Annotated in this window: 21 protein-coding genes; 14 read left to right on the top strand and 7 right to left on the bottom strand. The window is 60.8% G+C overall.

Going from position 1 to position 23,479, the window contains the following annotated elements:
• Positions 1-15: 15 nt before the first annotated feature.
• Together AC07VV_RS29595 and mmsB are read left to right on the top strand one after the other, a co-directional pair.
• On the top strand, positions 16-1,542 hold the full coding sequence (locus AC07VV_RS29595; protein ID WP_102619357.1) for a CoA-acylating methylmalonate-semialdehyde dehydrogenase: 1,527 nt from the start codon (positions 16-18) through the stop codon (positions 1,540-1,542).
• 9 nt (positions 1,543-1,551) lie between these two features.
• Entirely contained in the window at positions 1,552-2,439 is an 888-nt protein-coding gene (gene mmsB / locus AC07VV_RS29590; RefSeq protein ID WP_495038261.1) for a 3-hydroxyisobutyrate dehydrogenase, read from the top strand.
• Between the two features lie 94 nt (positions 2,440-2,533).
• On the opposite strand, the gene AC07VV_RS29585 is transcribed toward mmsB, so the two are convergent.
• Positions 2,534-2,878 (bottom strand): cupin domain-containing protein, encoded by a 345-nt coding sequence (locus tag AC07VV_RS29585; protein WP_096818693.1) that lies wholly within the window; start codon positions 2,876-2,878, stop codon positions 2,534-2,536.
• A gap of 604 nt (positions 2,879-3,482) precedes the next feature.
• Here AC07VV_RS29585 and AC07VV_RS29580 point away from each other — a divergent pair.
• From AC07VV_RS29580 to rfbA, 5 genes are all read left to right on the top strand, one after another.
• Positions 3,483-4,418, top strand: a complete 936-nt coding sequence (locus AC07VV_RS29580; protein ID WP_493158123.1) for an acyltransferase — start codon at positions 3,483-3,485, stop codon at positions 4,416-4,418.
• A complete protein-coding gene (locus AC07VV_RS29575) occupies positions 4,415-5,665 on the top strand; it encodes a hypothetical protein (RefSeq protein WP_495038260.1) in 1,251 nt (416 codons plus the stop codon). Before AC07VV_RS29580 ends, AC07VV_RS29575 begins: the two co-directional genes overlap by 4 nt.
• Before the next feature lie 22 nt (positions 5,666-5,687).
• Positions 5,688-7,865 (top strand): prenyltransferase/squalene oxidase repeat-containing protein, encoded by a 2,178-nt coding sequence (locus AC07VV_RS29570; protein WP_495038259.1) that lies wholly within the window; start codon positions 5,688-5,690, stop codon positions 7,863-7,865.
• 64 nt (positions 7,866-7,929) lie between these two features.
• On the top strand, positions 7,930-9,012 hold the full coding sequence (rfbB, locus tag AC07VV_RS29565; protein WP_493072603.1) for a dTDP-glucose 4,6-dehydratase: 1,083 nt from the start codon (positions 7,930-7,932) through the stop codon (positions 9,010-9,012).
• 42 nt (positions 9,013-9,054) lie between these two features.
• A complete protein-coding gene (gene rfbA / locus AC07VV_RS29560) occupies positions 9,055-9,978 on the top strand; it encodes a glucose-1-phosphate thymidylyltransferase RfbA (RefSeq protein ID WP_495038258.1) in 924 nt (307 codons plus the stop codon).
• A 42-nt stretch (positions 9,979-10,020) separates the two neighbouring features.
• On the opposite strand, the gene AC07VV_RS29555 is transcribed toward rfbA, so the two are convergent.
• Positions 10,021-11,166, bottom strand: coding sequence for an LLM class flavin-dependent oxidoreductase (locus AC07VV_RS29555; protein WP_495038257.1), 1,146 nt, complete (start codon positions 11,164-11,166; stop codon positions 10,021-10,023).
• Between the two features lie 26 nt (positions 11,167-11,192).
• Between AC07VV_RS29555 and AC07VV_RS29550 the strand changes: the two genes are divergently transcribed.
• The 7 genes from AC07VV_RS29550 (at position 11,193) to AC07VV_RS29520 (ending at position 20,483) form a co-directional block, all read left to right on the top strand.
• Positions 11,193-12,197 (top strand): NAD(P)-dependent oxidoreductase, encoded by a 1,005-nt coding sequence (locus AC07VV_RS29550; RefSeq protein WP_495038256.1) that lies wholly within the window; start codon positions 11,193-11,195, stop codon positions 12,195-12,197.
• A gap of 230 nt (positions 12,198-12,427) precedes the next feature.
• A complete protein-coding gene (locus AC07VV_RS29545; RefSeq protein ID WP_096818707.1) occupies positions 12,428-13,585 on the top strand; it encodes an acyl-CoA dehydrogenase family protein in 1,158 nt (385 codons plus the stop codon).
• 134 nt (positions 13,586-13,719) lie between these two features.
• Positions 13,720-14,820 carry an efflux RND transporter periplasmic adaptor subunit gene (locus AC07VV_RS29540; protein ID WP_096818709.1) on the top strand — a complete coding sequence of 367 codons (1,101 nt, stop codon included), beginning with the start codon at positions 13,720-13,722 and terminating at the stop codon, positions 14,818-14,820.
• A complete protein-coding gene (locus AC07VV_RS29535) occupies positions 14,817-17,894 on the top strand; it encodes a MexW/MexI family multidrug efflux RND transporter permease subunit (RefSeq protein ID WP_096818710.1) in 3,078 nt (1,025 codons plus the stop codon). Before AC07VV_RS29540 ends, AC07VV_RS29535 begins: the two co-directional genes overlap by 4 nt.
• A gap of 9 nt (positions 17,895-17,903) precedes the next feature.
• Entirely contained in the window at positions 17,904-19,355 is a 1,452-nt protein-coding gene (locus AC07VV_RS29530; RefSeq protein ID WP_495038255.1) for an efflux transporter outer membrane subunit, read from the top strand.
• Between the two features lie 129 nt (positions 19,356-19,484).
• A complete protein-coding gene (locus tag AC07VV_RS29525) occupies positions 19,485-19,850 on the top strand; it encodes an ArsR/SmtB family transcription factor (protein WP_007953843.1) in 366 nt (121 codons plus the stop codon).
• A gap of 75 nt (positions 19,851-19,925) precedes the next feature.
• Positions 19,926-20,483: a chorismate--pyruvate lyase family protein gene (locus AC07VV_RS29520; RefSeq protein WP_495038254.1), complete on the top strand. Its 558-nt coding sequence runs from the start codon at positions 19,926-19,928 to the stop codon at positions 20,481-20,483.
• 51 nt (positions 20,484-20,534) lie between these two features.
• Here AC07VV_RS29520 and AC07VV_RS29515 read toward each other — a convergent pair whose 3' ends face one another.
• The 5 genes from AC07VV_RS29515 to AC07VV_RS29495 all read right to left on the bottom strand — a co-directional run bounded on the left by AC07VV_RS29515 (position 20,535) and on the right by AC07VV_RS29495 (position 23,457).
• On the bottom strand, positions 20,535-20,810 hold the full coding sequence (locus AC07VV_RS29515; RefSeq protein ID WP_085713206.1) for a helix-turn-helix domain-containing protein: 276 nt from the start codon (positions 20,808-20,810) through the stop codon (positions 20,535-20,537).
• 59 nt (positions 20,811-20,869) lie between these two features.
• Complete coding sequence (locus AC07VV_RS29510; protein WP_007953834.1) at positions 20,870-21,379, bottom strand: flavin reductase; 510 nt, start codon at positions 21,377-21,379, stop codon at positions 20,870-20,872.
• A 146-nt stretch (positions 21,380-21,525) separates the two neighbouring features.
• A complete protein-coding gene (locus AC07VV_RS29505; RefSeq protein ID WP_495038253.1) occupies positions 21,526-21,903 on the bottom strand; it encodes a MerR family transcriptional regulator in 378 nt (125 codons plus the stop codon).
• Positions 21,904-21,954: 51 nt separating this feature from the next.
• Positions 21,955-22,533, bottom strand: coding sequence for an NAD(P)H-dependent oxidoreductase (locus tag AC07VV_RS29500; protein WP_495038252.1), 579 nt, complete (start codon positions 22,531-22,533; stop codon positions 21,955-21,957).
• 42 nt (positions 22,534-22,575) lie between these two features.
• Entirely contained in the window at positions 22,576-23,457 is an 882-nt protein-coding gene (locus AC07VV_RS29495; RefSeq protein WP_495038251.1) for a LysR family transcriptional regulator, read from the bottom strand.
• Positions 23,458-23,479 lie beyond the last annotated feature (22 nt).

The following is a 23,479-nucleotide window of genomic DNA, read 5'->3' as shown; positions in this document are numbered from 1 at the left end:
GTTCTGGAGACCAGCATGAACGCATCGCTTACGCCCAACGAAACCACGATCCAGAAGGTCAAACTGTTGATCGACGGCGAGTGGGTCGAGTCGCAGACCACCGAGTGGCATGACATCGTCAACCCGGCGACCCAGCAGGTGCTGGCCAAAGTCCCGTTCGCCACCGCCGCTGAAGTCGACGCTGCCGTCAGTGCCGCCCAGCGCGCCTTCCAGACCTGGAAGCTGACCCCGATCGGCGCGCGCATGCGCATCATGCTCAAGCTGCAAGCGTTGATCCGCGAGCACTCCAAACGCATCGCCGTGGTGCTGAGCGCCGAACAGGGCAAGACGATTGCCGATGCTGAAGGCGATATTTTCCGTGGCCTGGAAGTGGTCGAGCACGCGTGCTCCATCGGCAGCCTGCAAATGGGCGAGTTCGCCGAGAACGTCGCCGGCGGCGTCGACACTTACACCCTGCGCCAGCCGATCGGCGTCTGCGCCGGCATCACGCCGTTCAACTTCCCGGCGATGATTCCGCTGTGGATGTTCCCGATGGCGATCGCCTGCGGCAACACCTTCGTGCTCAAGCCGTCCGAACAGGATCCGCTGTCGACCATGCTGCTGGTGGAACTGGCGATCGAGGCCGGTGTTCCGGCGGGTGTGCTCAACGTCGTGCACGGTGGCAAGGATGTGGTCGATGGCCTGTGCACCCACAAGGACATCAAGGCGATTTCGTTCGTCGGTTCGACCGCGGTCGGCACCCACGTTTATGACCTGGCCGGTAAACACGGCAAGCGCGTGCAATCGATGATGGGCGCGAAGAACCACGCCGTGGTGCTGCCGGACGCCAATCGCGAGCAAGCGCTCAATGCCCTGGTCGGCGCCGGTTTCGGTGCGGCCGGTCAGCGTTGCATGGCCACCTCGGTGGTGGTGCTGGTGGGCGCGGCCAAGCAGTGGCTGCCGGATCTGAAAGCGCTGGCGCAGAAACTCAAGGTCAACGCCGGCAGCGAGCCGGGTACCGATGTCGGTCCGGTCATTTCGAAAAAGGCCAAGGCGCGGATTCTCGATCTGATCGAAAGCGGTATCAAGGAAGGCGCCAAACTCGAGCTGGACGGTCGCGACATCAGCGTGCCGGGTTACGAGAAAGGCAACTTTGTCGGCCCGACCCTGTTCTCCGGGGTGACCACCGACATGCAGATCTACACCCAGGAAATTTTCGGCCCGGTACTGGTGGTGCTGGAAGTCGACACCCTCGATCAGGCCATTGCGCTGGTCAACGCCAACCCGTTCGGCAACGGCACGGGCCTGTTCACCCAGAGCGGCGCGGCGGCGCGTAAATTCCAGAATGAAATCGACGTCGGTCAGGTCGGCATCAACATCCCGATTCCAGTGCCGGTGCCGTTCTTCAGCTTTACCGGTTCGCGCGGTTCGAAACTCGGCGACCTCGGCCCGTACGGCAAGCAAGTGGTGCAGTTCTACACCCAGACCAAAACGGTCACGGCGCGCTGGTTCGATGACGACAGCGTCAACGACGGCGTGAACACCACCATCAACCTGCGCTGAGGAATGGCCATGAAAATCGCATTTATCGGTCTGGGCAACATGGGCGCGCCGATGGCGCGCAACCTGATCAAGGCCGGGCATTCGCTGAACCTGGTGGACCTGAACAAAACCGTGCTGGCGGAACTCGAGCAACTGGGCGGCACCATCCGCGCCTCGGCTCGCGAAGCCGCAGAGGATGCAGAGCTGGTGATCACCATGTTGCCGGCCGCCGTCCATGTGCGCAGCGTCTGGCTCGGTGAAGACGGTGTGCTCGCCGGGATCGGCAAAGGTGTGCCGGCAGTGGATTGCAGCACCATCGATCCGCAGACTGCTCGCGACGTGGCAGCGGCGGCTGCCAAACAAGGCGTGGCGATGGCTGATGCGCCGGTGTCCGGCGGCACTGGCGGCGCTACCGCAGGTACGTTGACCTTCATGGTCGGCGCCACCCCGGAACTGTTCGCCACCCTGCAACCAGTGCTGGCGCAAATGGGCCGCAACATCGTGCATTGCGGTGAAGTCGGCACTGGGCAGATCGCCAAGATCTGCAACAACCTGTTGCTCGCCATTTCGATGGTCGGCGTCAGCGAGGCGATGGCGCTGGGCGATGCGCTGGGCATCGACACCACGGTGCTTGCCGGGATCATCAACAGCTCGACCGGCCGTTGCTGGAGTTCGGAAATGTACAACCCGTGGCCCGGCATCGTCGAAACGGCGCCGGCCTCGCGTGGTTACAGCGGTGGCTTTGGCGCCGAGCTGATGCTCAAGGATCTGGGGTTGGCCACCGAGGCGGCGCGTCAGGCGCATCAACCGGTGGTGCTGGGCGCCGTGGCGCAGCAGTTGTATCAGGCGATGAGTCAGCGCGGGGAAGGTGGCAAGGACTTCTCGGCGATCATCAACAGCTATCGCAAGCCGCAGTAATCGTCGTCAGGCCTGTGCTTGTCACAGGCCTGCACATCCAATGCAGTAGGTATTGCCGGGAAATCACGTCGGGTGGTTTCCCGGCTTTTTTGTATCAGGCGAACACGAAATATTTGCGCACGGTCTCGACCACTTCCCAGGTGCCCTTCATGCCCGGTTCGACGACGAAGATGTCACCGGCACGCAGGTGGATCGGCTCCAGGCCGTCCGGGGTGATGATGCAGTAGCCCTCCTGGAAATGGCAGTACTCCCATTTCACGTAATCCACGCGCCACTTGCCTGGTGTGCAGATCCAGGTGCCCATGATCTTGCTGCCGTCTTCGCTGGTGTAGGCGTTGAGGTTGACGGTGTGCGGGTCGCCCTCGAGCTTCTCCCATTTACAGGCGTCGAGTACTGGCAGCGGGTGGGTGTCGCGCAGAACGGTGATAGGTGCGGGCATGACGGCTCCAGGCCAAAGGCAGTTTGAGTCGCCACCCTAACGTTGGTGAGCACCGTCGGAATGTCTGGGTTCGACCTCCAGATGCCTGTTAGCGCTGGAGGGGATCCCCCCTGAAACCGGCCATTTGCACCAATGCTGTGCATATATGACGGTTTTAATACAAGCGCGCACCATAAAAGTTCAATAAATTTTTAGACCAAAACGAGATAACCATTCGGACACCTATTGCAAAACAAAATCGTCTGTACTATAACATTCGTACTAAAGGACAATCCCACCCTAATGGAGCTACACCAGAGTCACGGACAGACTTGAATCGGCTTTTCTTCACATAAAACTGACTTGGCCATCGGCGCAAGCGTGAACTTCTACCTGTTGTTAATGAATAACGACAATTGAATGAACCGGTCAGTTAATAAGTTGCGCAGACGCAATGTTGTGCGTGCTTTGAATAGAAGCCCTAAATAAACAGTTAATTATTATTTGTGCATCGGCGGAATTATATCTGCGGGATACGCACGCCTTTCGAATTTATATGTGCCCGGCATCAATGGAATGAGGCTTTATTGTGGACGACATAAACGTAATTGAAGTTTCGACGACCGTGAATGACGCGAGTGAGTTGGGCCGGCATGTCTGGATTCGTGCTGGCAGCCGCCTGCAAAACGTTCAGGTCGCCGATGACTGTTTCATCGGATTCAAGTGTGATTTGCAGTTCGCTTCCATCGGCGCGTCCAGCATGCTTGCCACCGGCGCGCGGTGCCTGGGCACTGCGCAATCACCGGTACACATTGCCGACAATGTCTGGCTGGGCGCCAAGGCCACCGTGACCGCGGGCGTTTCCATCGGCGCGGGAGCGGTGATCGCTGCCGGAGCGCTGGTGACTGCTGATGTACCGGCCGATGCCATCGTGGTCGGCCGCCCGGCGCGAGTCATTGCCCTGCGCACTGTCGTCGAAGACGGCCTGCCAAGCCCGGCGCCGGTGCTGGCCAAAGTCCGGGATCGGGCGCGCCAGGGCTTGCCGTCGATGCTCGATCGGTCCACGCAGTCGGTGCCGCGTCTCAAGGCGTTGAACCCTGACACCGCGACCTGGGACATCAGCGACGAAGCCTTGATCGATGCCGAATTGCGCGGCGGGGCCTCGGTGGAAATCGCCCGGGACTGCATTCTGATCGGGCGCAGCAGCCGCCAGGGCGGCATGTCGCAACTGGGCGGCATCGAACTGGGCACTGGCGCCCGACTGGCGCCGGGCGTGGTTATCGAAGCGGCCGGCGGAGTGACCATCGGTGCCTTCAGCGAGCTGGCCGAAGGCGTCACGATTGTCGCTTCCACTCATGATCATTCGTTCCGCTCACTGCCCTGGGAGGAGGCACCTGTGCGCATTGGAAGTCGTTGCGTAATTGGCGAGGGCGCCATCTTGGTAGGTCCACTGAATATCGGTGACGGTGCAGTAATCAAACCGTACTCAGTGGTGATAAGGGATGTATTGGAAAACACTGTGGTTCATGGCGTTGTTCAACTAATGGAGATTCAAGAATGATTTTGTTTGCCCCCAATCCGACCGGTTCAGGCCACAACATGCGCGCGCTTTCGATCGCTCAGGCGATTAAAAAGCAACGTCCGAATATGCCATTGACCGTGGCGCTGGCTTCTTTGCAGCCGACCTTTACGCCGATGTTCGAAAAGTCCGGCGTTGAAGTGGTGGATATTGCCGGCCGTTTGGTCGATTACTCGAAAAAGAGCAACTTGTCGAAAGAACTCGACTGGAATAATTACATCGGCGGTTATATCGCCAATACCTTCTTGTCCGGTGAGCGGATTCTGTCTTACCTGGCCCTGATCGCCGAGTACAAGCCGACCGCCCTGGTGTCGGACTACAACATGGCCGCCTGCCTGGCCGCGATTTTCAGTGGCACGCCGCTGGTGTTCGTGACCGAGCGTTACGACTTCACGCTCTGCCAACTCCAGGATCACGACCTGGCCGACGGTGGTTTCGAGGTCAACGTGCTGGAAATGGCCCGGGCGCGCACCGCGTTGCACAGCCAGTTCAACTGGATGATCAATCAGAGCCAACTGGTGCTGACCGACAAGCCATACGTGGCTTCCCTCGATCAGGGCACGCCGGTCGCTGAAGCGCTGATCAGCGGCAAGGCGCATTTTGTCGGGCCGATGATCCGCGACATCAATGTCCAGAGCGGTTTGAACGTTCGCGAGCAATTGAACCTGGGCGATGCGCCGTTCGTTGTGGCCTCGATCAGCGGCACCACGATGTTTGCGCAGAACAAGGACGCGCTGCTCGCCGCTTACCTCGACAGCTTCAAGGTCCTGCGCGAACGCAATCCGGAACTGAAACTGGTGTTGCTCGGCCGTCAGGATATCCAGGCTCAGGATGGCGTGGTTTGCGTGCCGTATTACCCGGACTGGATGGGCCTGCTGCGCGAAGCCAGTCTGCTGATTTCGGCGCCGGGCTGGATCACCGTGACGGAAATCGCCGCGCTGCAGATTCCGACCCTGTTCGTGTTGCCGTCCAAATCCGAATACCACGAACTCGAAGCGCTGCGCCGCCTGGAGCTGCTCGGTTTCCCGACGCATCTGGGTCACGATCGCGACGCGATCGTCGAGCTGATCCAGGGCGAGCTGGAGAAAGATACTCGCGCTTCCACCTACTACGCGCCTCATCGTCAAGTGGCCGCGCCGGACGGCGAAGGTGCTGCCCGTGCCGCCATGCGCATCATCGAATTGTGCCAGGGCAGCGTTGTGTCGCTGACTGAAAGCAAAGCCGCTTAACCTCAAGGAAGAGGGATTTACCATGCCGCTGCATCCGCAGTTTGTATTTGATCAAGGCCTCAAGGACATTGAGTACGGCGGTTTTTTTGCTGTCACCGATGCCAGTGGCGAAGTCGCGATTTCCACTGACAAGCAGTTGCAGGATCAGGTCGCGGCCACGCTCTACCAGGCCGACCACGGTGACGATGTTCAACTGCGTTTTGCCCACGACGGGTTGATGCGTTTGTACGATGCGTCGAACGCCGGTTTTCACGAGCTCGCTGACCGCTACTGGACGCCGCATGGTTCGGGGCGTTGCCGAACACTGGCGTTGCAACTGGACGCATTGGCTGCGCTGATTGCCTATCAGCGTCGAGTGCCGCAGGACGCGGCGAACGATGCCGTGATCCACGGGATGCTGGAAAAGGTCGAAGCGCTTTACGCCCGTTCCACGGTTGCCGGCCTGTACAGCAGCGACTGGTCGACGCCGCTGGAGCTGGCGACCTCGATCGATCTCGACATCAGTGCCACGGCCTTGCTGGCGCGTATCGGCAACGAGCCGTTGGGTCTGGGGCTGGTCGGGCACTTGCAGATACACGCAGAAAACCTGATCGGCCGCGTGGCCGGCAGTGACAGTGCATCCTGTGTCGATGTGTCCCTGACCCGCTGCGCCGTGCGTGCTGAGGTCAGCCTGGTGCTGGCGCGTCTGGCCGATGTGCGGGACGACAACGCGCTGTCGAACCTGGCCCGCTCGTTCCTGCTGCAAACCCTGTCGCTGTTCCGCGATCCGGCCTACGGCGGGTACTGGGACCGGGTGGGTATCAACGGCAAAGTGCGTTGCGACTGGCACACCTCGTACAAGAACCACGAGTCGCCATTCCCGATCAAGACCGCCTACGACGTGGCGTTGCTGTTGCAGGCCATTCAGGCCTTGCCTTCCGGTGCCAGCGATGCTGACCGCTCTTCGGTGACCGCCGCCTTGCTGGAGTTCCATGACGCCCGCAATGGCGGACTGTTCATGGGCAAGGGCTACTTCTGGTCGACGCCTGATGACCCGACCGTGCCGTTCATTCGGCAGTTCTGGGCGCCGCCGCGTCAGCCGGGGATTTTCAGCATCGGCAACCTGACGTACCTGCCGCTGCACCTGAAGAGCCTGAAAACCCAGCTCGCTGCCGCCCACGCCTTGCAGGCCATCGAGCCGGCCGCTGCCGTTGCTCATCATGACGATGCGGCGTTGGTAAACCGTGAGCTGCAAGTGATCGATGGTGGTGGCGATGTGCAGCGCATTCACCCGAATGGCGTGCCGGCCATCAATGTCGATCTGCAGCGTTACCTGGCGTGGCTGGCCAAGGCTCGGGCGTCGAACGAAACGCCTTACGGGTTGACCGCTGAAACCGCGCCGCTGGGTTTCCGTGCCGACAAGACCTGGCAGGTGTTTTCCGGATTGCATGTGATCTCTGACTTGCATGCCCTGGGTCTGCAAATCGAAAACAAGGCCAGCCTGATCGATTGCATCAGGGCCTCGCAAAACACCGACGGTGGATTTGCCGAGCAGCCGGGGCATTTGAGCGATGTGTTCGCCACCTACTGCGCGGTGTTGTCGCTGCGAGTGCTGGGCGCGCTGCCGAACGATATCGGCGGTTGCGTGCGTTACCTGCAAGCGTGCCAGAACCCCGATGGCGGGTTCGGCGATGTGCCGGGTTTCGGCTCGGACATCTGGCACACCAACCTGGCGGTGTTGTCGCTGCACGCGCTGGAAGCCAAGGCGCCGGACGAGCAGGGCGTGATGGCTTTTGCCCTGCGCTGCCGCTCCGCCGACGGCGGTTTCGCCAACAAGCCCGGGTATCCGCCGGACGCCTTTTCGGTGTACCGCGTGGTGTCGACGCTGTTCATTCTCAACCGACGCATCGTCGATGCCGAACAGACCGTCGCCTGGCTGCAGAGCCTGCAACTGGCCAACGGTTCGTTCCACTATCGGCCGGGCAAAGCGGTCAGTCTGGTGGGGACTTACATGGCCATCGCGGCGATGTTTCTGCTCGACGCGCAGCCGACGCATTTGCAGGAATCGAAAGACTGGATCGCTTCCCATCAGAAGCAGGACGGTGGTTTCGGCCCGCTCAATGCGACCTCGGCGACCACCGATGAAAGCTTCGTCTGCATCCAGACGCTGCTGATTCTCGAGCAAGGGCTGTCGCAATACTGGGTGGCACTGTTGAACTGACCCGCACATGACGGCGGGCAGCATCGAAGGACGTTAAATCATCATTTTGCCAGGGGAGGCGCTGATGAAAATTTTAGTGACAGGGGGCGCGGGCTTCATTGGCTCGGCCGTGGTGCGGTTTCTGATCGAAGAGACCGAATGTGAAGTGATCAACGTCGACAAACTGACCTACGCCGGCAATCTCGAGTCGCTGGCCGATGTGTCCGACTCGCCGCGTTATCGGTTCTGTCAGGTGGACATCTGCGACAAGCCGGCGCTGGACGAATTGTTCGCACGGCTGCAACCGGATGCGGTGATGCACCTGGCCGCCGAGTCCCACGTGGACCGCTCGATCGATGGCCCGCAAGCCTTCATCGAAACCAACATCGTCGGCACCTACACGATGCTCGAAGCCGCGCGTGGTTACTGGAACCGGCTGGACGCGGCGCGTCAGTCGGCGTTCCGTTTCCATCATATTTCCACCGATGAAGTGTATGGCGACCTGGAACCCGAAGATCCGGCGTTCACCGAGCGTACGCCGTATGCGCCAAGCTCGCCGTATTCGGCGACCAAGGCCGGTTCCGATCATCTGGTTCGCGCCTGGCATCGCACGTATGGCTTGCCGGTGGTGATGAGCAACTGCTCGAACAATTACGGGCCTTATCACTTCCCGGAAAAACTGATTCCTCACGTCATTCTCAATGCGCTGCAAGGCAAGCCGTTGCCGGTGTACGGCGATGGGGCGCAGATCCGCGACTGGCTGTTCGTCGAGGATCACGCCCGTGCTCTGTATGCGGTGGTTACGCGTGGTGAGGTCGGGCAGACCTACAACATCGGCGGCCACAACGAGAAGACCAACCTGGAAGTCGTGCAAACCCTGTGCGATCTGCTCGAAGCGCGCGGGGCGGAAAAACCGGCGGGCGTCGCGCACTTCCGTGACCTGATCACCTTCGTCAAGGATCGTCCTGGCCACGACAAACGCTACGCCGTCGATGCCGGGAAAATCCACGCGACGCTGGGCTGGACGCCGCAGGAAACCTTCGAAAGCGGCATGAAGAAAACCGTCGACTGGTATCTGGATAACCGCGCCTGGTGGGTGCGGGTGATGTCCGGTGCCTACGCGCTGGAGCGTCTCGGCGAGCAACGCAACGAAGCCCTCGTGGCCTGAACACACAGTCATTCAAATCTCACTGCTTGAAAGGAAAAAAGCATGGCCAAGTACAAAGGAATTCTGCTGGCAGGCGGCGCCGGTTCGCGTCTGCACCCGATCACCCTGGGCGTCTCGAAACAGTCGCTGCCGGTGTATGACAAACCGATGATCTACTACCCGCTGTCGGTGCTGATGCTGGCGGAAATCCGCGAGATCCTGATCATCTCCACCCCGGAAGATCTGCCGGGCTTCCAGCGCATGTTCGGCGACGGCAGCCAGTTGGGCCTGAGCCTGAGCTACGCGGTGCAGCCAAGCCCGGACGGTCTCGCCCAGGCGTTCATCATCGGTCGTGAATTCGTCGGTGAAGACAACGTCTGCCTGGTGCTCGGCGACAACATTTTCTACGGCGCCGGTTTCGGTGAGACCTTGCTGAAAGCCGCGTCTCGCGATGAGGGCGCCACGGTGTTCGGCTACTACGTGGCCGATCCCGAGCGTTTTGGCGTGGTGGAATTCGACGCCGCCGGCAAGGCCCTGAGCATCTGCGAAAAACCGAGCGATCCGAAGTCCAATTACGCGGTCACCGGCCTGTATTTCTACGACAACGAAGTGCTGCAGATTGCCGCCGACATCAAGCCGTCGCCGCGCGGTGAACTGGAGATTACCGACGTCAACAACGTCTACCTGCAACGCGGTAAGTTGAACGTGTCGGTGATGGGCCGTGGCATGGCCTGGCTGGACACCGGGACCCACGATGCGTTGATGGAGGCCGGCAACTTCGTGCAGGCCATCGAGAAACGCCAGGGCCTGAAAATCGCCTGCCTCGAAGAGATCGCCTACAACAAGGGCTGGATCGACGACGCGCAGTTGCTGGTGCAAGCGGGCAGCATGAGCAAGACCGGTTACGGTCAGTATCTGGCCCGTTTGATCAACGATGATGTGGTGGTTTCGATGGACGCGCAGCGCCCGCTGAAAGGCGCTGCCTGACCGTTGCGAGATCAATGTGGGAGCACGGATGCTCCCACGGTCTCAGTGGCCGGTCACACTGTCATGTTGCGGGGTTTTGACGCCCGTGCGTGGTTCGGCTGGCGAGGGTTGCAGGGATTGCAAACGGGCCAGGCGATTGGCGTGAGTCGGCGCTTCGGCCGCCAGTGGCGAGCGGCGTTTGCGGGTTTCTTCACGCAGCACCGGCAACACTTCCTTGCCGAACATGTCGAGTTGTTCCAGCACGGTCTTCAGCGGAATACCGCCGTGGTCGAACAGGAACAACTGGCGCTGATAGTCACCGAAGTGCTCGCGGAAGGTCAGGGTCTTGTCGATGATTTCCTGAGGGCTGCCGACGGCCAGTGGGGTCATCTCCATGAACTCTTCCAGGGACGGACCGTGGCCGTACACCGGCGCGTTATCGAAGTAAGGACGGAACTCCCGGCGTGCATCCTGAGAGTTGCGACGCATGAAGATGTGGCCGCCAAGGCCGACGATCGCCTGTTCCGGCGTGCCGTGGCCGTAATGCGCAAACCGCGTGCGGTAGAACTCGACCAGCGCCATGAAGTGTTCCCGGGGCCAGAGGATGTGGCTGGCGAAAAAACCGTCGCCGTAATACGCCGCCTGTTCGGCGATTTCCGGGGTGCGGATCGAGCCGTGCCAGACGAAGGGCGGCAGGTCGTCCAGCGGTCGCGGGATCGACGTGAAGTGGTTCAGAGGTGTGCGAAAGCGTCCGCTCCAGTTGATGTCTTCCTCGCGCCAGAGCCGATGCAGCAGGCTATAGTTTTCCATCGCCAGGGGCAGGGCGTCGGCGATGCTCTTGCCGAACCAGGGATAGACCGGCGCGGTGTTGCCACGGCCGAGCATCAGGTCCATGCGTCCGCCGCAGAGGTTTTGCAGCAGCGAATACTCTTCCGCCAGTCGCACCGGATCGTTGGTGCTGATCAGGGTGGTGGACGTCGAGAGAATGATGCGTTGGGTCTTCGCTGCGATGTACGCCAGCAGCGTGGTGGGAGAGGAGGTGATGAACGGGGGATTGTGGTGCTCGCCGGTGGCGAACACGTCCAGTCCGATGTCTTCGGCCTTCTGCGCAATTTGCAGGGTGGCCTGGATGCGCTCGGATTCACTGGGGGTACGGGCGTTGGTAGGGTCCTGTGTGACGTCGCCAACGGTGTAGATCCCGAATTGCATAAAGCCTCCTTGCCTTGGGTAAAGGTGTGTTTGAAACCCTTGCCGCGAAGAATGAATCAACGTGGCACTTGAAATGTACGCCTGTACACGTACAATCGCAATCGTGGGTCGTTGTACAAACGGATTTGAAGACCTCATCGAGAGAGGAGCGCGACATGGAACTGGGATTTATCGGTCTGGGCACGATGGGTGCGCCGATGGTGCTGAACCTGCTGAAGGCCGGGCATCGGGTCCGCGTGTGGAATCGCTCGTCGGCACCGCTGGACGAATTGGCCAGGGCTGGCGCCGAACCTGTCGACACCCCCGCGCTGGCGGCGCAGGCCGACGTGCTGATTTCGATGCTCGGCGATGACGCGGCGATCCGCTCGGTGTTCCTCGACGCCAAGGCGCTGGACGGTCTGCAGGCCGGCAACGTTCACGTCAACATGTCCACGGTGTCCGTGGCGCTGGCCAAAGAGCTGGCGGCCCTGCACGAGGCGCGCGGCGTCGGTTACGTGTCGGCACCGGTGCTGGGGCGGGTCGATGTGGCGGCCGCCGGCAATCTGAATATTCTCGCCTCGGGGCCTGCCGAAGCACTGGCCCGGGTGCAGCCGCTGTTCGATGTGCTGGGGCGCAAGACCTGGCACTTCGGTGAAGCTGCAGACGTGGCGTGCGCCGCCAAACTGTCGGCCAACCTGATGGTCGCCTCGGCGATCGAGTCCCTGGCCGAAGCCTCGACCCTGGCCGGTGGCTACGGCATCAGCCGTGCGGCGTTCATCGACATGATCACCTCGACCCTGTTCCCCGTTCCGGTCTATCAGGGTTACGGCAAGCAGATGGCCGATGAGACATTCGAGCCGGCCGGCTTCAAATTGTCGCTGGGCCTCAAGGATGTGCGCCTGGTGTTGGAGGCCGGGGAGGCCGCTCAAGTGCCGTTGCCGTTTGCCAGCGTGTTGAAGGACAACTTGCTGGACGGCATGGCCCATGGTCAGGCCGATCAGGACTGGGCATCGCTGTCGCGGGTCAGTGACCGGCGTGCCGGCGTGAAGTAATCAATCGGATTTAAACGGCGTAACTTGCATTGCAAGTTCGGTTGGAGTCTTGCGCATTTAATTATTGTAGGACAGCTATTTGCCTTTTACTGAAAAGTGAAAGAAGTCTGAGAATAATGCTTGTCAAATGTACGACTGTAGACGTACATTTTTATCGGGGTTTAACAACAATAAAAGTTCGTCTGTTTTTTCGTCTGCTGATCGTAAATAAATAATAGCTAGGAGCCGTTATGAAAAATCTAATGCAATGGAACAGCCTTCCCTCCGAATCCAATGAATGGCTCGAGAAGGTGCGTGCACTGAATCCGCTGATTGTTCAGCACCGCGAGTACAGCGAGCAGACCAATGCGACTCACAAGGATGTGATGTCCCGCTTCTTCAAGGACGGTTTTGGCCGTACGTCGGTCTCCCGGGCGTTCGGCGGCTCCCAGGTCGATATCCAGACCACATCCGCACTGGTGCTGGAATTTGCCCGGCATGACGCCTCGCTGTCCTGGCAGCTGGCGGTTCAAGTGGCGATGGGGCGCCTCTCGGACTACCTGCCGGAAGCCACTTCCGAAGCGATCTACAACCACTGCGACGGTTTCGTGATCGGCGCCATCCACTCCGGTGGCGAAGCGCTGCCAATGGGTGACGATTACCTGCTGAGCGGCAAGTGGGCCTTCGCCAGCGGCTCGGCCCACGCCGACTGGCTGGTCTGCACCGCCACCGTCAAAGGCACCGAAAACAACACCACCCCGGAAGTGCGGATGTTCTTCGTACCCGCCAGCCAGTGCACCATTCTGTCGACCTGGGACACCCTGGGCATGCGCGGCACCGGCAGCCATCACTTCCAGTGCTCCAACGTCATCGTCAACAAGGCGTTCTCGCTGGACGTCGAAACCCTGAAGAAATCCCCCGAAGCGCGCAGCTCCCGAGCATACGCCACCGGCTACTACGAGTTCGGCACCCTGGCAGCAATGTCCACCGTGCTGGGCGTGGCCCGGGCCGCCGTGGATCACTTCCGCAACGACCGTGCGATCAACACCGACCCGGGCCTGGAAGGGGTGATCTTCGAGAAGACCGGCCGCGCCATCTCCTCGGTACACACCGCGCAATTGCTTCTTGAAGATGCCATCCATCAGGTGATCAACCGTGGTGAAACCATCGGCGAACCGGTCAGCGCCCGTGTCGGTCTGGCAGCGTCGGTGTTGACTGAAAACTCGGTCAACGCCGTCAACCAGATCTACTCGATGGCCGGTTCCAAAGCCGTCTACAAGTCGCACTTCCTGGAACGTTGCTTCCGCGATATTCATACCGGTTCGAAGCACTTCACTCTGTCGCCTTTGAACTTGCACGGTATCGGCAAGTATTACCTGGATAAAACCAACGTACTGGCCGCGGCGTAATAGCGGATAAATAAAACGGGCGCGTTATCAGTGAATGTTCACAGGGATCAATAGCGCGCCCGTTTCAAGTTGCACCTTTATTTTCTTAAATCTCAAACTTTTGTGCTCGCAGTAAAGAGTCAAGGGAGTGCCACATGCTTGCTCGAAATATTATTAAGTCGCTGGTGTTTATTATTCTGGTCGTGGTGCTGTCCGCCGCGCTGGGCTGGCGTTTCTGGTCGCCGCAACCGGCTGCGGCCGAGCAACGGATTCCCAGCACCCGGGTCGGTCTGGCCGTGGTCAAGAAACAACCGTACACCTACTACCTCGAAGCCATCGGCAAACTCGAGGCGCAGCGCCAGGTGCTGGTGTCGGCCGAAGTCAGCGGCAAAGTGGTGGACATCGATTTCGAGTCCGGCGATGAAGTGAAGGCGGGGCAGGTGCTGCTCAAGCTCAACGACGCACCCGAGCAAGGTGAACTGGTTCGCCTGAAAGGCGAGTACGAATCGGCCAAGGCGCAGTTTGCCCGTGTCCAGGAACTGGCCAAGACCGGCGCCGAAAGCCGTCGCGCCTTCGACAGTGCCCGTGCTCAATACGACGCGGCCAAGGGCGACATGGAACGCATGCAGGCGCAGATCGCTCAACGGCACATTCGTGCGCCGTTCGGCGGCACCCTCGGCATTCGCCAGGCGCATCTGGGCCAGTACCTGCAAGCCGGCAGCGCGGTAGCGACCCTGACGGATCCGGGCCTGCTGCGCGTCAACTTCACCCTCGCCGAACGCGATGGCTCGCAAGTGCAACTGGGCCAGACCGTGCAGGCCAAGGTCGATGCCTGGGGTGACGCGACCTTCGCCGGCAAGATCGTCGCGGTCGACCCGCAGATCAACCAGTCCCACACCATCAACGTTCAAGCGGTCATTACCGACACGCAAAAACGCCTGCGTCCCGGCATGTATGCACGGGTCTCGGTGACCCTGCCACAGACCGCCGAGCTGCTGATTCCCGAAACCGCGATCACCTACAACGCCTACGGCGAGAGCGTGTTCTCGGTCTACACCGACGAGACCGGCGTGCAGAAGGTCAAGCGTGAGTCGATCAAGGTCGGCGAGCGTCGCAACGGCTGGGCGGTGGTCGACAAGGGCTTGATCGAAGGTGTGCAAGTGGTGACTTCCGGTCAGCTCAAGCTCCACGACGGCGTGGCGGTGGAAGGCGTGCCGGACACGATTGCTCTTAAACTCAGTGGGCTGGAAAAATGAATTTCACCGACCTCTTTCTTCGCCGCCCGGTGCTGGCCGTGGTGGTCAGCACGCTGATCCTGCTGTTCGGGGTGCGTGCGCTGATGAACCTGCCGATCCGCCAGTACCCGATGCTGGAAACGTCGACCATCACGGTCACCACCCAGTATCCCGGCGCTTCTTCGGAGCTGATGCAGGGCTTCGTCACCCAACCGATCAGCCAGGCCGTGGCCTCGGTCGAAGGCATCGACTATCTGTCGTCGGCCTCGACCCAGGGTCGCAGCCAGGTGACGATCCGCATGGCACTGAACAGTGATTCCATCGCGGCGCTGACCGAGGTCATGGCCAAGGTCAACCAGATCAAATATCGCTTGCCGAAGGACGCCTACGACCCTGTGGTTGAACGTACTTCCGGCGGTTTCACCAGCGTGGCCTACGTCGCGTTCGCCAGTTCCAACCTGACCATTCCGGAGATGTCGGATTACATCTCCCGTGTCGTCGAGCCGATGTTCGCCGGCATCGAAGGCGTGGCCAAGATCAACATCATGGGCGAGCAGAAACTGTCCATGCGCCTGTGGCTCGATCCGCAGCGTCTGGCCGGTTACGGCATGACCGGGCAGGACGTTTCGGCCGCCATTGAAGGCAACAACTTCCAGGCAGCACCAGGTCAAGTCAAAGGCCTGTACGTGGTCAGCAACCTACGGGTCAACACTGACCTGAACAGCGTCGAAGACTTCCGCGACATGGTGCTGCGCAACGACAACGGCCACATCATCCGTGTGCGTGACGTCGGCACTGTGGAACTGAACGCAGCCTCCACCGACACCAGTGGTGCGATGAGCGACGTACCGGCACTGTTCCTCGGTCTGGACGCAGCACCAACCGGCAACCCGTTGGTCATCGTCAAACGCGTGCGCGAATTGCTGCCGCAGATCCAGGAAACCCTGCCACCGGGCGTGACCGTGCAGATCCCGTTCGAAGTGGCGCACTTCATTCAGTCGTCGATCGATGAAGTGAGTTACACCCTGCTCGAAGCGCTGGTGATTGTGGTTCTGGTGATTTACCTGTGCCTGGGCACGTTCCGCACCGTGCTGATTCCGCTGGTGACGATTCCGCTGTCGATGCTCGGCGCGGCGATGCTGATGCAGATGTTCGGCTTCAGCCTCAACCTGCTCACCTTGCTTGCCATGGTGCTGGCCATCGGGTTGGTGGTGGACGACGCCATCGTCGTGGTGGAAAACGTCCACCGTCACATCGAAGAGGGCAAGACACCGTTCGACGCTGCTCTGATCGGTGCCCGTGAAGTGGCCGGGCCGGTGGTGGCGATGACCTTCACTCTGGCGGCGGTGTATGCGCCGATCGGTCTGATGGGCGGCCTCACCGGCACGCTGTTCAAGGAGTTCGCGCTGACCCTGGCGGGTGCCGTGGTGATTTCCGGCATCGTCGCGCTGACCCTGTCGCCGATCATGAGTACCCGTCTGCTGGACGCGAAAACCAGCGAAGGCTTCATGGCCGTCAAGGCGGACCGTTTCTTCCAGTACCTGTCCCGTCGTTATGGCGCGCTGCTCGGCGGTTCGCTGGCACGTCGCTGGATCAGCCTGAGCGTGGCGCTGGTGATCTTCTTCAGCCTGCCGTTTCTCTACCGCTCGGCGCAGACCGAACTGGCGCCGCTGGAAGACCAGAACATCCTGCTGACCGCGATCAAGGCGCCGCAGCACGCCAACCTGAACTACCTCGAAGCCTACGCTCACGAGCTCTACAAGACCTTCAACGAAATCCCCGAGGGCTACAGCAACTGGGTGGCGAACGGCTCCGACGGTCTGTCCAACAGCGTCGGCGGGATCAACCTGGTGGACTGGGAAAAGCGTGGCCGCGATGCCAACACCATCCAGCCTGACTTGCAGGCACGGGTGAACCAGATCGAAGGCACGAGCATTTTCGTGTTCCAGATGCCGCCGCTGCCGGGCTCTACCGGTGGTCTGCCAGTGCAGATGGTGATCCGCAGCGATCAGGATTATCTGGCGCTGTACAACGTGATGGATCAGCTCAAGAAAGCGGCTCAGGCCAGTGGCCTGTTCGCGGTGGTCGACAGCGATCTGGACTTCAACAACCCGGTGGTGGAAATCCAGGTTGACCGCGCCAAGGCCAACGCCCTGGGCATCCGCATGCAGGACATCGGCGAAACGCTCAACAGCCTGATCGGCGAGAAGTACGTCAACCGGTTCTCGTTCCACGGTCGCTCCTACGACGTGATCCCGCAGTCGGTGTCGGCGGATCGCCTGACCCCGGAAACCCTGAAGCTGTATTACGTGAAGGATCAGAAGGGCAATCCGGTGCCGCTGTCGACGCTGGCCACCCTCAGCGTCAAGGTCGAGCCGAATCGCCTGACCCAGTTCAACCAGCAGAACTCCGCCACGTTCCAGGCCATTCCGGCGCCGGGCGTGACCCTGGGCGATGCGGTGGGCTTCCTGCAGAAGCAATCGGAAAACTTCCCGGCCGGCTTCAGTTTCGACTGGCAGTCCGATGCCCGCCAATACGTGCAGGAAGGCAACAGCCTGGCGTTCACCTTCGGCCTGGCCCTGGTGATCATCTATCTGGTGCTGAGCGTGCAGTACGAGAGCTTCCGCGACCCGTTCATCATTCTGATCAGCGTGCCGCTGTCGATCTGCGGGGCTTTGGTGCCGCTGGCGCTGGGCATGACTTCGATGAACATCTACACCCAGATCGGCCTGATCACGCTGATCGGTCTGATCAGTAAGCACGGGATCCTGATGGTCGCGTTCGCCAACGAATTGCAGCGTCAGCAAGGCATGGACCGCGTGCAAGCGATCCAGCACGCCGCGCAGGTGCGTCTGCGGCCGATCCTGATGACCACCGCTGCCATGGTGGTCGGCCTCGCGCCCCTGTTGTTCGCAAGCGGTGCCGGCGCCAACAGCCGCTTCGGCCTGGGCCTGGTGATTGTGGTGGGAATGCTGATCGGCACCTTGTTCACCCTGTTCATTCTGCCGTCGGTGTACACGCTGCTCAGTTCGATCAAGCAACCGAGCCACGCACCCGAAGCCGAACCGGCCGGTGTGCCGCAACCCATCCTGTGAGGACGTGACATGTATTCGATTACACGTTTGATGCTGGCGCCCCTGGCGACGGCCATCCTGTTGGCGGCGGGTTGTGTGAACTACGCCGGGATCGATCATCAGGGCAAATTGCTGGCGGTCGGCGATGCGCCGTCCGACAGCCTGAAAGACAAATTGCCGCCGGCCCAATGGCCGCGTGCGGACTGGTGGACATCGCTGGGTGATCCGCGCCTGGGCGCGTTGATCGAAGAGGCGTATGCCAGCAACCCGGACTTGCAGGAAGTCGCTGCCCGGGTCGCCAAGGCCAACGCATTTCTCGACCTGCGCGACGCCGAGCGTTACCCGGAAATGGACGCGTCGGCGGGTGTCACTCGCGGTCGGCTGTCGCGTTTCGAGGACTACAGCGGCGAAGGTGAGAAGTACTTCACCGCACGCAATCTGGCGGTGAATTTCAGCTACACCTTCGACCTCTGGGGCGGCCAGCGTGCCGCCTGGGAATCGGCGCTCAACAGTGCAAGAGCAGCAGAAGTCGACCTGCAATCGTCGCGGCTGATTCTGGCGACCAACGTGGTCAAGGCTTACAACCAACTGGCGTACGCCTGGCAGGTGTCGGAGCTCAACCAGCGCGATCTCGAACGCTTGAGCAAACTGGTGGAACTGACGGATTCGCGGTACGGCTCGGGGCTCGACAACCTGTCGCAACTCAAGCAGGTGCAGAGTCTCAAGGCGCGTTCGGAATCGACCCTGATCGGCGCCAACGAAGACATCGAAATCGCCCGGCTGCAATTGTCGGCGCTGATCGGCAAGGGCGTCGACCGTGCGCACACGCTTGAGCGGCCATCGAATCTGCAGGCCAGCGTGGTGGCATTGCCGGCGCAGTTGCCGGCCCAGTTGCTGGGTCGTCGCCCGGACATCGTCGCCGCACGTTGGCGGGTGGAGGCCGAGACCAGGAACGTCGAGGCGGTGAAGACCACGTTCTACCCGAACATCAACCTGGTGGCGGCGGCGGGTTCGCATGCCTTGATCGGTGATGCGATGTTCGCCGGGGTCAGCAAATTCTGGAATGTGGCGCCGACGGTGTCGCTGCCGATCTTCGATGCGGGTCGTCTGCGCTCCGATCTGAAGGCCGGCAACGCTGAGCTCGACAGTTCGATTGCACAGTACAACCGGGTGTTGAATTCGGCGCTGCATGAGGTGGCGATTTCGGTGACGCAGTTGCGTTCTTTCGAGCAGCAAATCGTCGTGCAGCGCGATGCCTGTTCGATTGCGCAGTCGTCTTACGATCTGTCGCAGTCGCGCTACAAGGCCGGGGAGGACACGTTCCTCGATGCCCTGAATATCGAGCAACAATTGATTCAGGACGAAATGCGTCTGGCCTTCCTCAACAGCAAGCACATCGACAGCTCGGTTTCGTTGATGGCGGCGCTGGGCGGCGGGTTCCAGGCCCCCGCGCTGGAGACGGCACAGAGCAGTGCTCTGTAGTGTTTTTCGGGACGCCGCCTTCGGGGCGGCTGTCGCGGGGAAAAGGCATATTGTGTATAGTCTTACTGTTCTCGTATAGACGAATACAAGCCGGATTATTCCCGCCTATATCATCAAGGGTACCTACCTATGAACGTCCCGAATCATCCCAATCAGGATCAGATCCTTCTGGAAAATGTGCTGAACGCATTGGGAAGCCCGCTACGCCTGACCGTGTTGAAAGTGTTGTCCGATGGCCAGGAACATCCATGCGGCCGGATCCTCAAGGGCGCATCGAAGTCGACCATGACCCACCACTGGCGGGTACTGCGTGACAGCGGTCTGATTTGGCAGCGCCCCTACGGTCGGGAAAACCTGCTGTCCTTGCGTCGTGAAGACATGGACGTGCGTTTCCCGGGGCTTCTCGACTCGCTGCTGTCGGCGGTCAAGACCGATGAACAGACCATCAGCGTGATCAGCAAACACGAAGTGACCGAAGAAAACGGAGCCGAGTGACAGACACCGCCGGTGAAGGGTTGGCCTTCCACGGCAACCAATCAATTCACCATCACCAGGAAGGTGTGTGCGGGTATGGATACAAGTCATTACTGGTCGTCGCGACCCCTGTCGGAATTGACCGGCTCCGAGCATCACTGGCTGTTTTTGCCCGGGGCACTGACCCCGCGTCTGAAAGCCATGGGCGACTATTCAATCGAAGTGGTCGAGCAGTCCCATGGCCCGCTCAATCCTGAAGAAGCGCAAGCGTTGAACGTGCCGCCGATGACCATTGGCTGGGTGCGCGAGGTGGTGATGAAACTGGATGGCGAGGCCTGCGTCACCGCGCGCAGCCTGACCAGTATGCCGGCGCTGAACGGTGACTGGTCGGATCTGAACGGCTACGGTCGCCGGCCGCTGGCCGAGATTCTCTACACCTCGGAGCTGACTCTGCGCGAACCCTTCCAATGCGCCTTGTTGTCCCCCGGCGCACCGTTGGCGGCGTTGTCCTATCGCTATGCGCCACAGGCCAAGCGGTTGCTGGCCCGGCGTTCGCGTTTCACCCGCAATGGTTCGGCGCTGCTGGTCAGCGAGTGCTTTCTGCCGGCGTTCTGGGCACGGGTCGAGTACGCTCAGGCGCTCAAGTCGGCCTGATGAAAAAAACCTGCGGGAGCGAACCCCCGCAGGTTTTTTTTCGCATTTTTTTTAGAGCCGGATGACCGCTTCGATCTGCTTGATGGCGGGCGTCAGGGCCTGCGCCAGTTCCTCGGCTTTCGAGGTCGGGCGCATGGTTCTGGATGAGCGCAGAAACAGAGGATCATCGAACCGCTTGCGCAGTCGTGCCAGTGATCCGCTGATGGCGGGTTGTTTGACGTGCAGGCGTTCGGCCGTGCGTGACACGCTGCGTTCGCGGAACAGCACCAGGAAAATGATGATCAGGTTCAGGTCGATATCCGCGAAGTTGTCTTCATTGAATAGCATGGTTACATCCCTGTCATGACCCGCCGGCTAGCAATCTGCGATGCCGGCGGGTGTCTGGATCACTGCTCGGGTGCCAGGCGCAGTTCGTCGTTCAGACGGTAGTAACTGCGGTTGAAATAGACCAGGCCTTCCGTGGCCTCGCTGTGTTGCTGCAGTTCGAGGATTTCACAGTAGAAGATGCTGTGAGTGCCGACCTCGTCGACCTTGCTGACCCGACAATCGAGGCTGACCAGCGCCTCTTCGATCACCGGCGATCCGGTCTTGAGCGTCTGGCAGTTCACGCTGGAAAAACGCTCCTGCATGCTCAACTGCCGATTGGCGAACGCCCCGGAAGTCGACTGGTGATCGCCGGTCAGGACGTTCACGCACAGCACGCCATTGGTCTTGAAATGCTCGTGATTGGACGACGAGCGATTGACGCACACCAGCAGCGTGGGCGGTGAATCCGTCACGCTGCACACCGCCGACGCGGTAAAGCCGAATCGCCCCGCAGGGCCATCGGTCGTGACGATGGTGACGGCACTCCCCAGCATCGCCATTGCATTACGAAACTCCGTTGAATCAACCATCGCGTCACCTCATTCCATGTAGGTTTAATGGAGCCGATCCGTTCTTCCTTGTCCGTTGTCGTTGTGCGAAAACGGGTATCGGGCAACACGTTCGCTCTGGCGATATAGTACGTATGTATCCGTACCTTGCAAGCTATTCCTTGTGCTTATTTTGCAGTCGATACGCTCGACAGGCATTGCTGTTGCGCGTGTTCAAGGCTGGCTTCCAGCGCGCTCAGTTGCTCTTGCTGTCGGGTGAGTGTGAGGAGCTGCGCTGCGATCTCCTGCTGCTTGCCGGCAATCGCGCGGCGGGCCTTTTCATAGGGCGTCAATTCGGGTTGGCCGGCAAAGATCGCCTGCAATTCCCTGAGGCGAAAACCCAGCGCCTGTGCGCATTTGATAAAGCTCAGCAGCTCGACCGTCTGCGGATCGTAAACCCGGTATTTGCCCTGGCGCCGGGCCTCGGGCAGCAGACCGATCGATTCGTAATGGCGGATGGTCTTGATCGTGGTTCCCGAGCGTTGTGCGGCCTGGCCGATGTACATGTGCAAATCCCTTTTCTCCGTCAGCGGGCCTGCGCAGCAATAACGGAAAACTCAATGGCGGGCAATGGATCCGGCCTGCTTCAGCCAGGTTTCACGCTGATGGTCGCTGGCGCCGAGTACCGGCCCGAAGGTCAACGTGCGTCGGGGTTCGATACCGCAGAACGCCAATGTGTTCTTGCGCACTTCGTGCAGGCCAGGCATGCGATAGATCCAGCGGTAATACCAGGGCGGCGTGTCCATGGTGACCAGCAAGTGGGCGCTGCGACCATGCAGGAGTTTGTCGGGAAAGGCTTTGCCCTGGCGGTATTTGAAAGCGAAACCCGGGAGCAGGACCCGGTCGAAAAAACCTTTGAGCAGCGCCGGAATTCCGCCCCACCAGATCGGGTACACCAGCGTCAGGTGTTCGGCCCACAGGATGTCGGCCTGGGCCTGGAGCAGATCCGGTTCAAGTGTCTGAACTCGGCTGTAGCCGTCGCGCAGGATCGGGTCGAAATCGAGCTGGCCGAGGGACAGTTGCCGCACCTCGTGCCCGGCCTCGCGGGCCGAGGCCAGGTAGTGTCCGGCCAGTGCGGCGCAGAAACTTTCGCTGGATGGATGGCCGAGAATCAACAAAATCCGCTTGCCCATCATGACTGCCCCTGAGGAAGAAACCTCAAGGGTAAAGTCTGCCCCTCAGGGCAGAGTCAAGGCGTCCAGCAAGGCGCGGGCGTAGGCGGGGAGTGCGGCGAAGTCGCGGGCGCACAGCAACAGTTTGCGCCTGGCCCACGCTTCATTCATCGGCAGGGACTTGAAGGCCTGCGGCGCGGCACGCTGGACCGCCGCCAGCGGCACGATGCCGATGCCGGCGCCCCGGGCCACCATGCGCATCACCCCGTCGAAACCATCGGCGCGGATGCGGATCTGCATCCGCGAACCGCCATGCAATGCTTGTTCTTCCAGATACACCGCCAAGGCACTGTCGGCGTTGAGGCCGACAAAATCGTGATGCAAGGCATCGCTGAAGCTGACCTCGGCGGCGTCGGCTAGCGGATGCTCCAGCGGCAGAATCAACACCAGCGGATCATCGCGAAAGGCTCGGGTCTGCAAGTCGGTGGTGTCGATCGCATCGGAGACGATGCCCAGATCCGCCGCCCCTTGGCGTAATGCATGAGTAATGCGGGCGCTGGGCAACTCCTGCAGATCGATATCGAGATTGGGATGCTCACGCAGGAAATCCGCCAGCACCTCCGGCAGGTATTCGCTGAGGGCCGTGGTGTTGCACAGCAACCGCACCTGGCCTTTGACGCCCCGGGCGTACTCGGCCAGATCCTGTTGCAGGCGTTCGGCCTGTTGCAGCAACACACGCGCATGTTGCGCCAACGCTTTACCGGCCGGGGTCGGCGTGACGCCACGGCGCCCGCGCTCAAGAAACTCGGTGCCCAGCGACGCCTCCATGGCCCGGATCCGCGCACTGGCCGCCGCCAGCGAAAGATGACTGCGAGCGGCGCCAGCGGTGATGTTGCCGCTGTCGAGAATGTGCAGGTACAGGCGCAGGTCGGTGAGGTCGAAGTGCATCGGTCGTGGCTCTTGCTGAAAG

The sequence above is a fragment of the Pseudomonas sp. GW821-FHT02C04 genome, assembly GCF_059421845.1.
This window is presented reverse-complemented; position numbering and strand designations above follow the sequence as displayed.

Bases quoted from the DNA above. Each gene is read 5' to 3' on its own strand.
- AC07VV_RS29500 (WP_495038252.1), bottom strand. From the start codon at position 22,533: ATGATGGGCAAGCGGATTTTGTTGATTCTCGGCCATCCATCCAGCGAA.
- AC07VV_RS29510 (WP_007953834.1), bottom strand. From the start codon at position 21,379: ATGGTTGATTCAACGGAGTTTCGTAATGCAATGGCGATGCTGGGGAGT.
- AC07VV_RS29530 (WP_495038255.1), top strand. From the start codon at position 17,904: ATGTATTCGATTACACGTTTGATGCTGGCGCCCCTGGCGACGGCCATC.
- AC07VV_RS29585 (WP_096818693.1), bottom strand. From the start codon at position 2,878: ATGCCCGCACCTATCACCGTTCTGCGCGACACCCACCCGCTGCCAGTA.
- AC07VV_RS29545 (WP_096818707.1), top strand. From the start codon at position 12,428: ATGAAAAATCTAATGCAATGGAACAGCCTTCCCTCCGAATCCAATGAA.
- AC07VV_RS29595 (WP_102619357.1), top strand. From the start codon at position 16: ATGAACGCATCGCTTACGCCCAACGAAACCACGATCCAGAAGGTCAAA.
- AC07VV_RS29555 (WP_495038257.1), bottom strand. From the start codon at position 11,166: ATGCAATTCGGGATCTACACCGTTGGCGACGTCACACAGGACCCTACC.
- AC07VV_RS29505 (WP_495038253.1), bottom strand. From the start codon at position 21,903: ATGTACATCGGCCAGGCCGCACAACGCTCGGGAACCACGATCAAGACC.
- AC07VV_RS29525 (WP_007953843.1), top strand. From the start codon at position 19,485: ATGAACGTCCCGAATCATCCCAATCAGGATCAGATCCTTCTGGAAAAT.
- AC07VV_RS29495 (WP_495038251.1), bottom strand. From the start codon at position 23,457: ATGCACTTCGACCTCACCGACCTGCGCCTGTACCTGCACATTCTCGAC.
- AC07VV_RS29515 (WP_085713206.1), bottom strand. From the start codon at position 20,810: ATGCTATTCAATGAAGACAACTTCGCGGATATCGACCTGAACCTGATC.
- AC07VV_RS29535 (WP_096818710.1), top strand. From the start codon at position 14,817: ATGAATTTCACCGACCTCTTTCTTCGCCGCCCGGTGCTGGCCGTGGTG.
- AC07VV_RS29570 (WP_495038259.1), top strand. From the start codon at position 5,688: ATGCCGCTGCATCCGCAGTTTGTATTTGATCAAGGCCTCAAGGACATT.
- rfbB (WP_493072603.1), top strand. From the start codon at position 7,930: ATGAAAATTTTAGTGACAGGGGGCGCGGGCTTCATTGGCTCGGCCGTG.
- mmsB (WP_495038261.1), top strand. From the start codon at position 1,552: ATGAAAATCGCATTTATCGGTCTGGGCAACATGGGCGCGCCGATGGCG.
- AC07VV_RS29575 (WP_495038260.1), top strand. From the start codon at position 4,415: ATGATTTTGTTTGCCCCCAATCCGACCGGTTCAGGCCACAACATGCGC.
- AC07VV_RS29540 (WP_096818709.1), top strand. From the start codon at position 13,720: ATGCTTGCTCGAAATATTATTAAGTCGCTGGTGTTTATTATTCTGGTC.
- rfbA (WP_495038258.1), top strand. From the start codon at position 9,055: ATGGCCAAGTACAAAGGAATTCTGCTGGCAGGCGGCGCCGGTTCGCGT.
- AC07VV_RS29520 (WP_495038254.1), top strand. From the start codon at position 19,926: ATGGATACAAGTCATTACTGGTCGTCGCGACCCCTGTCGGAATTGACC.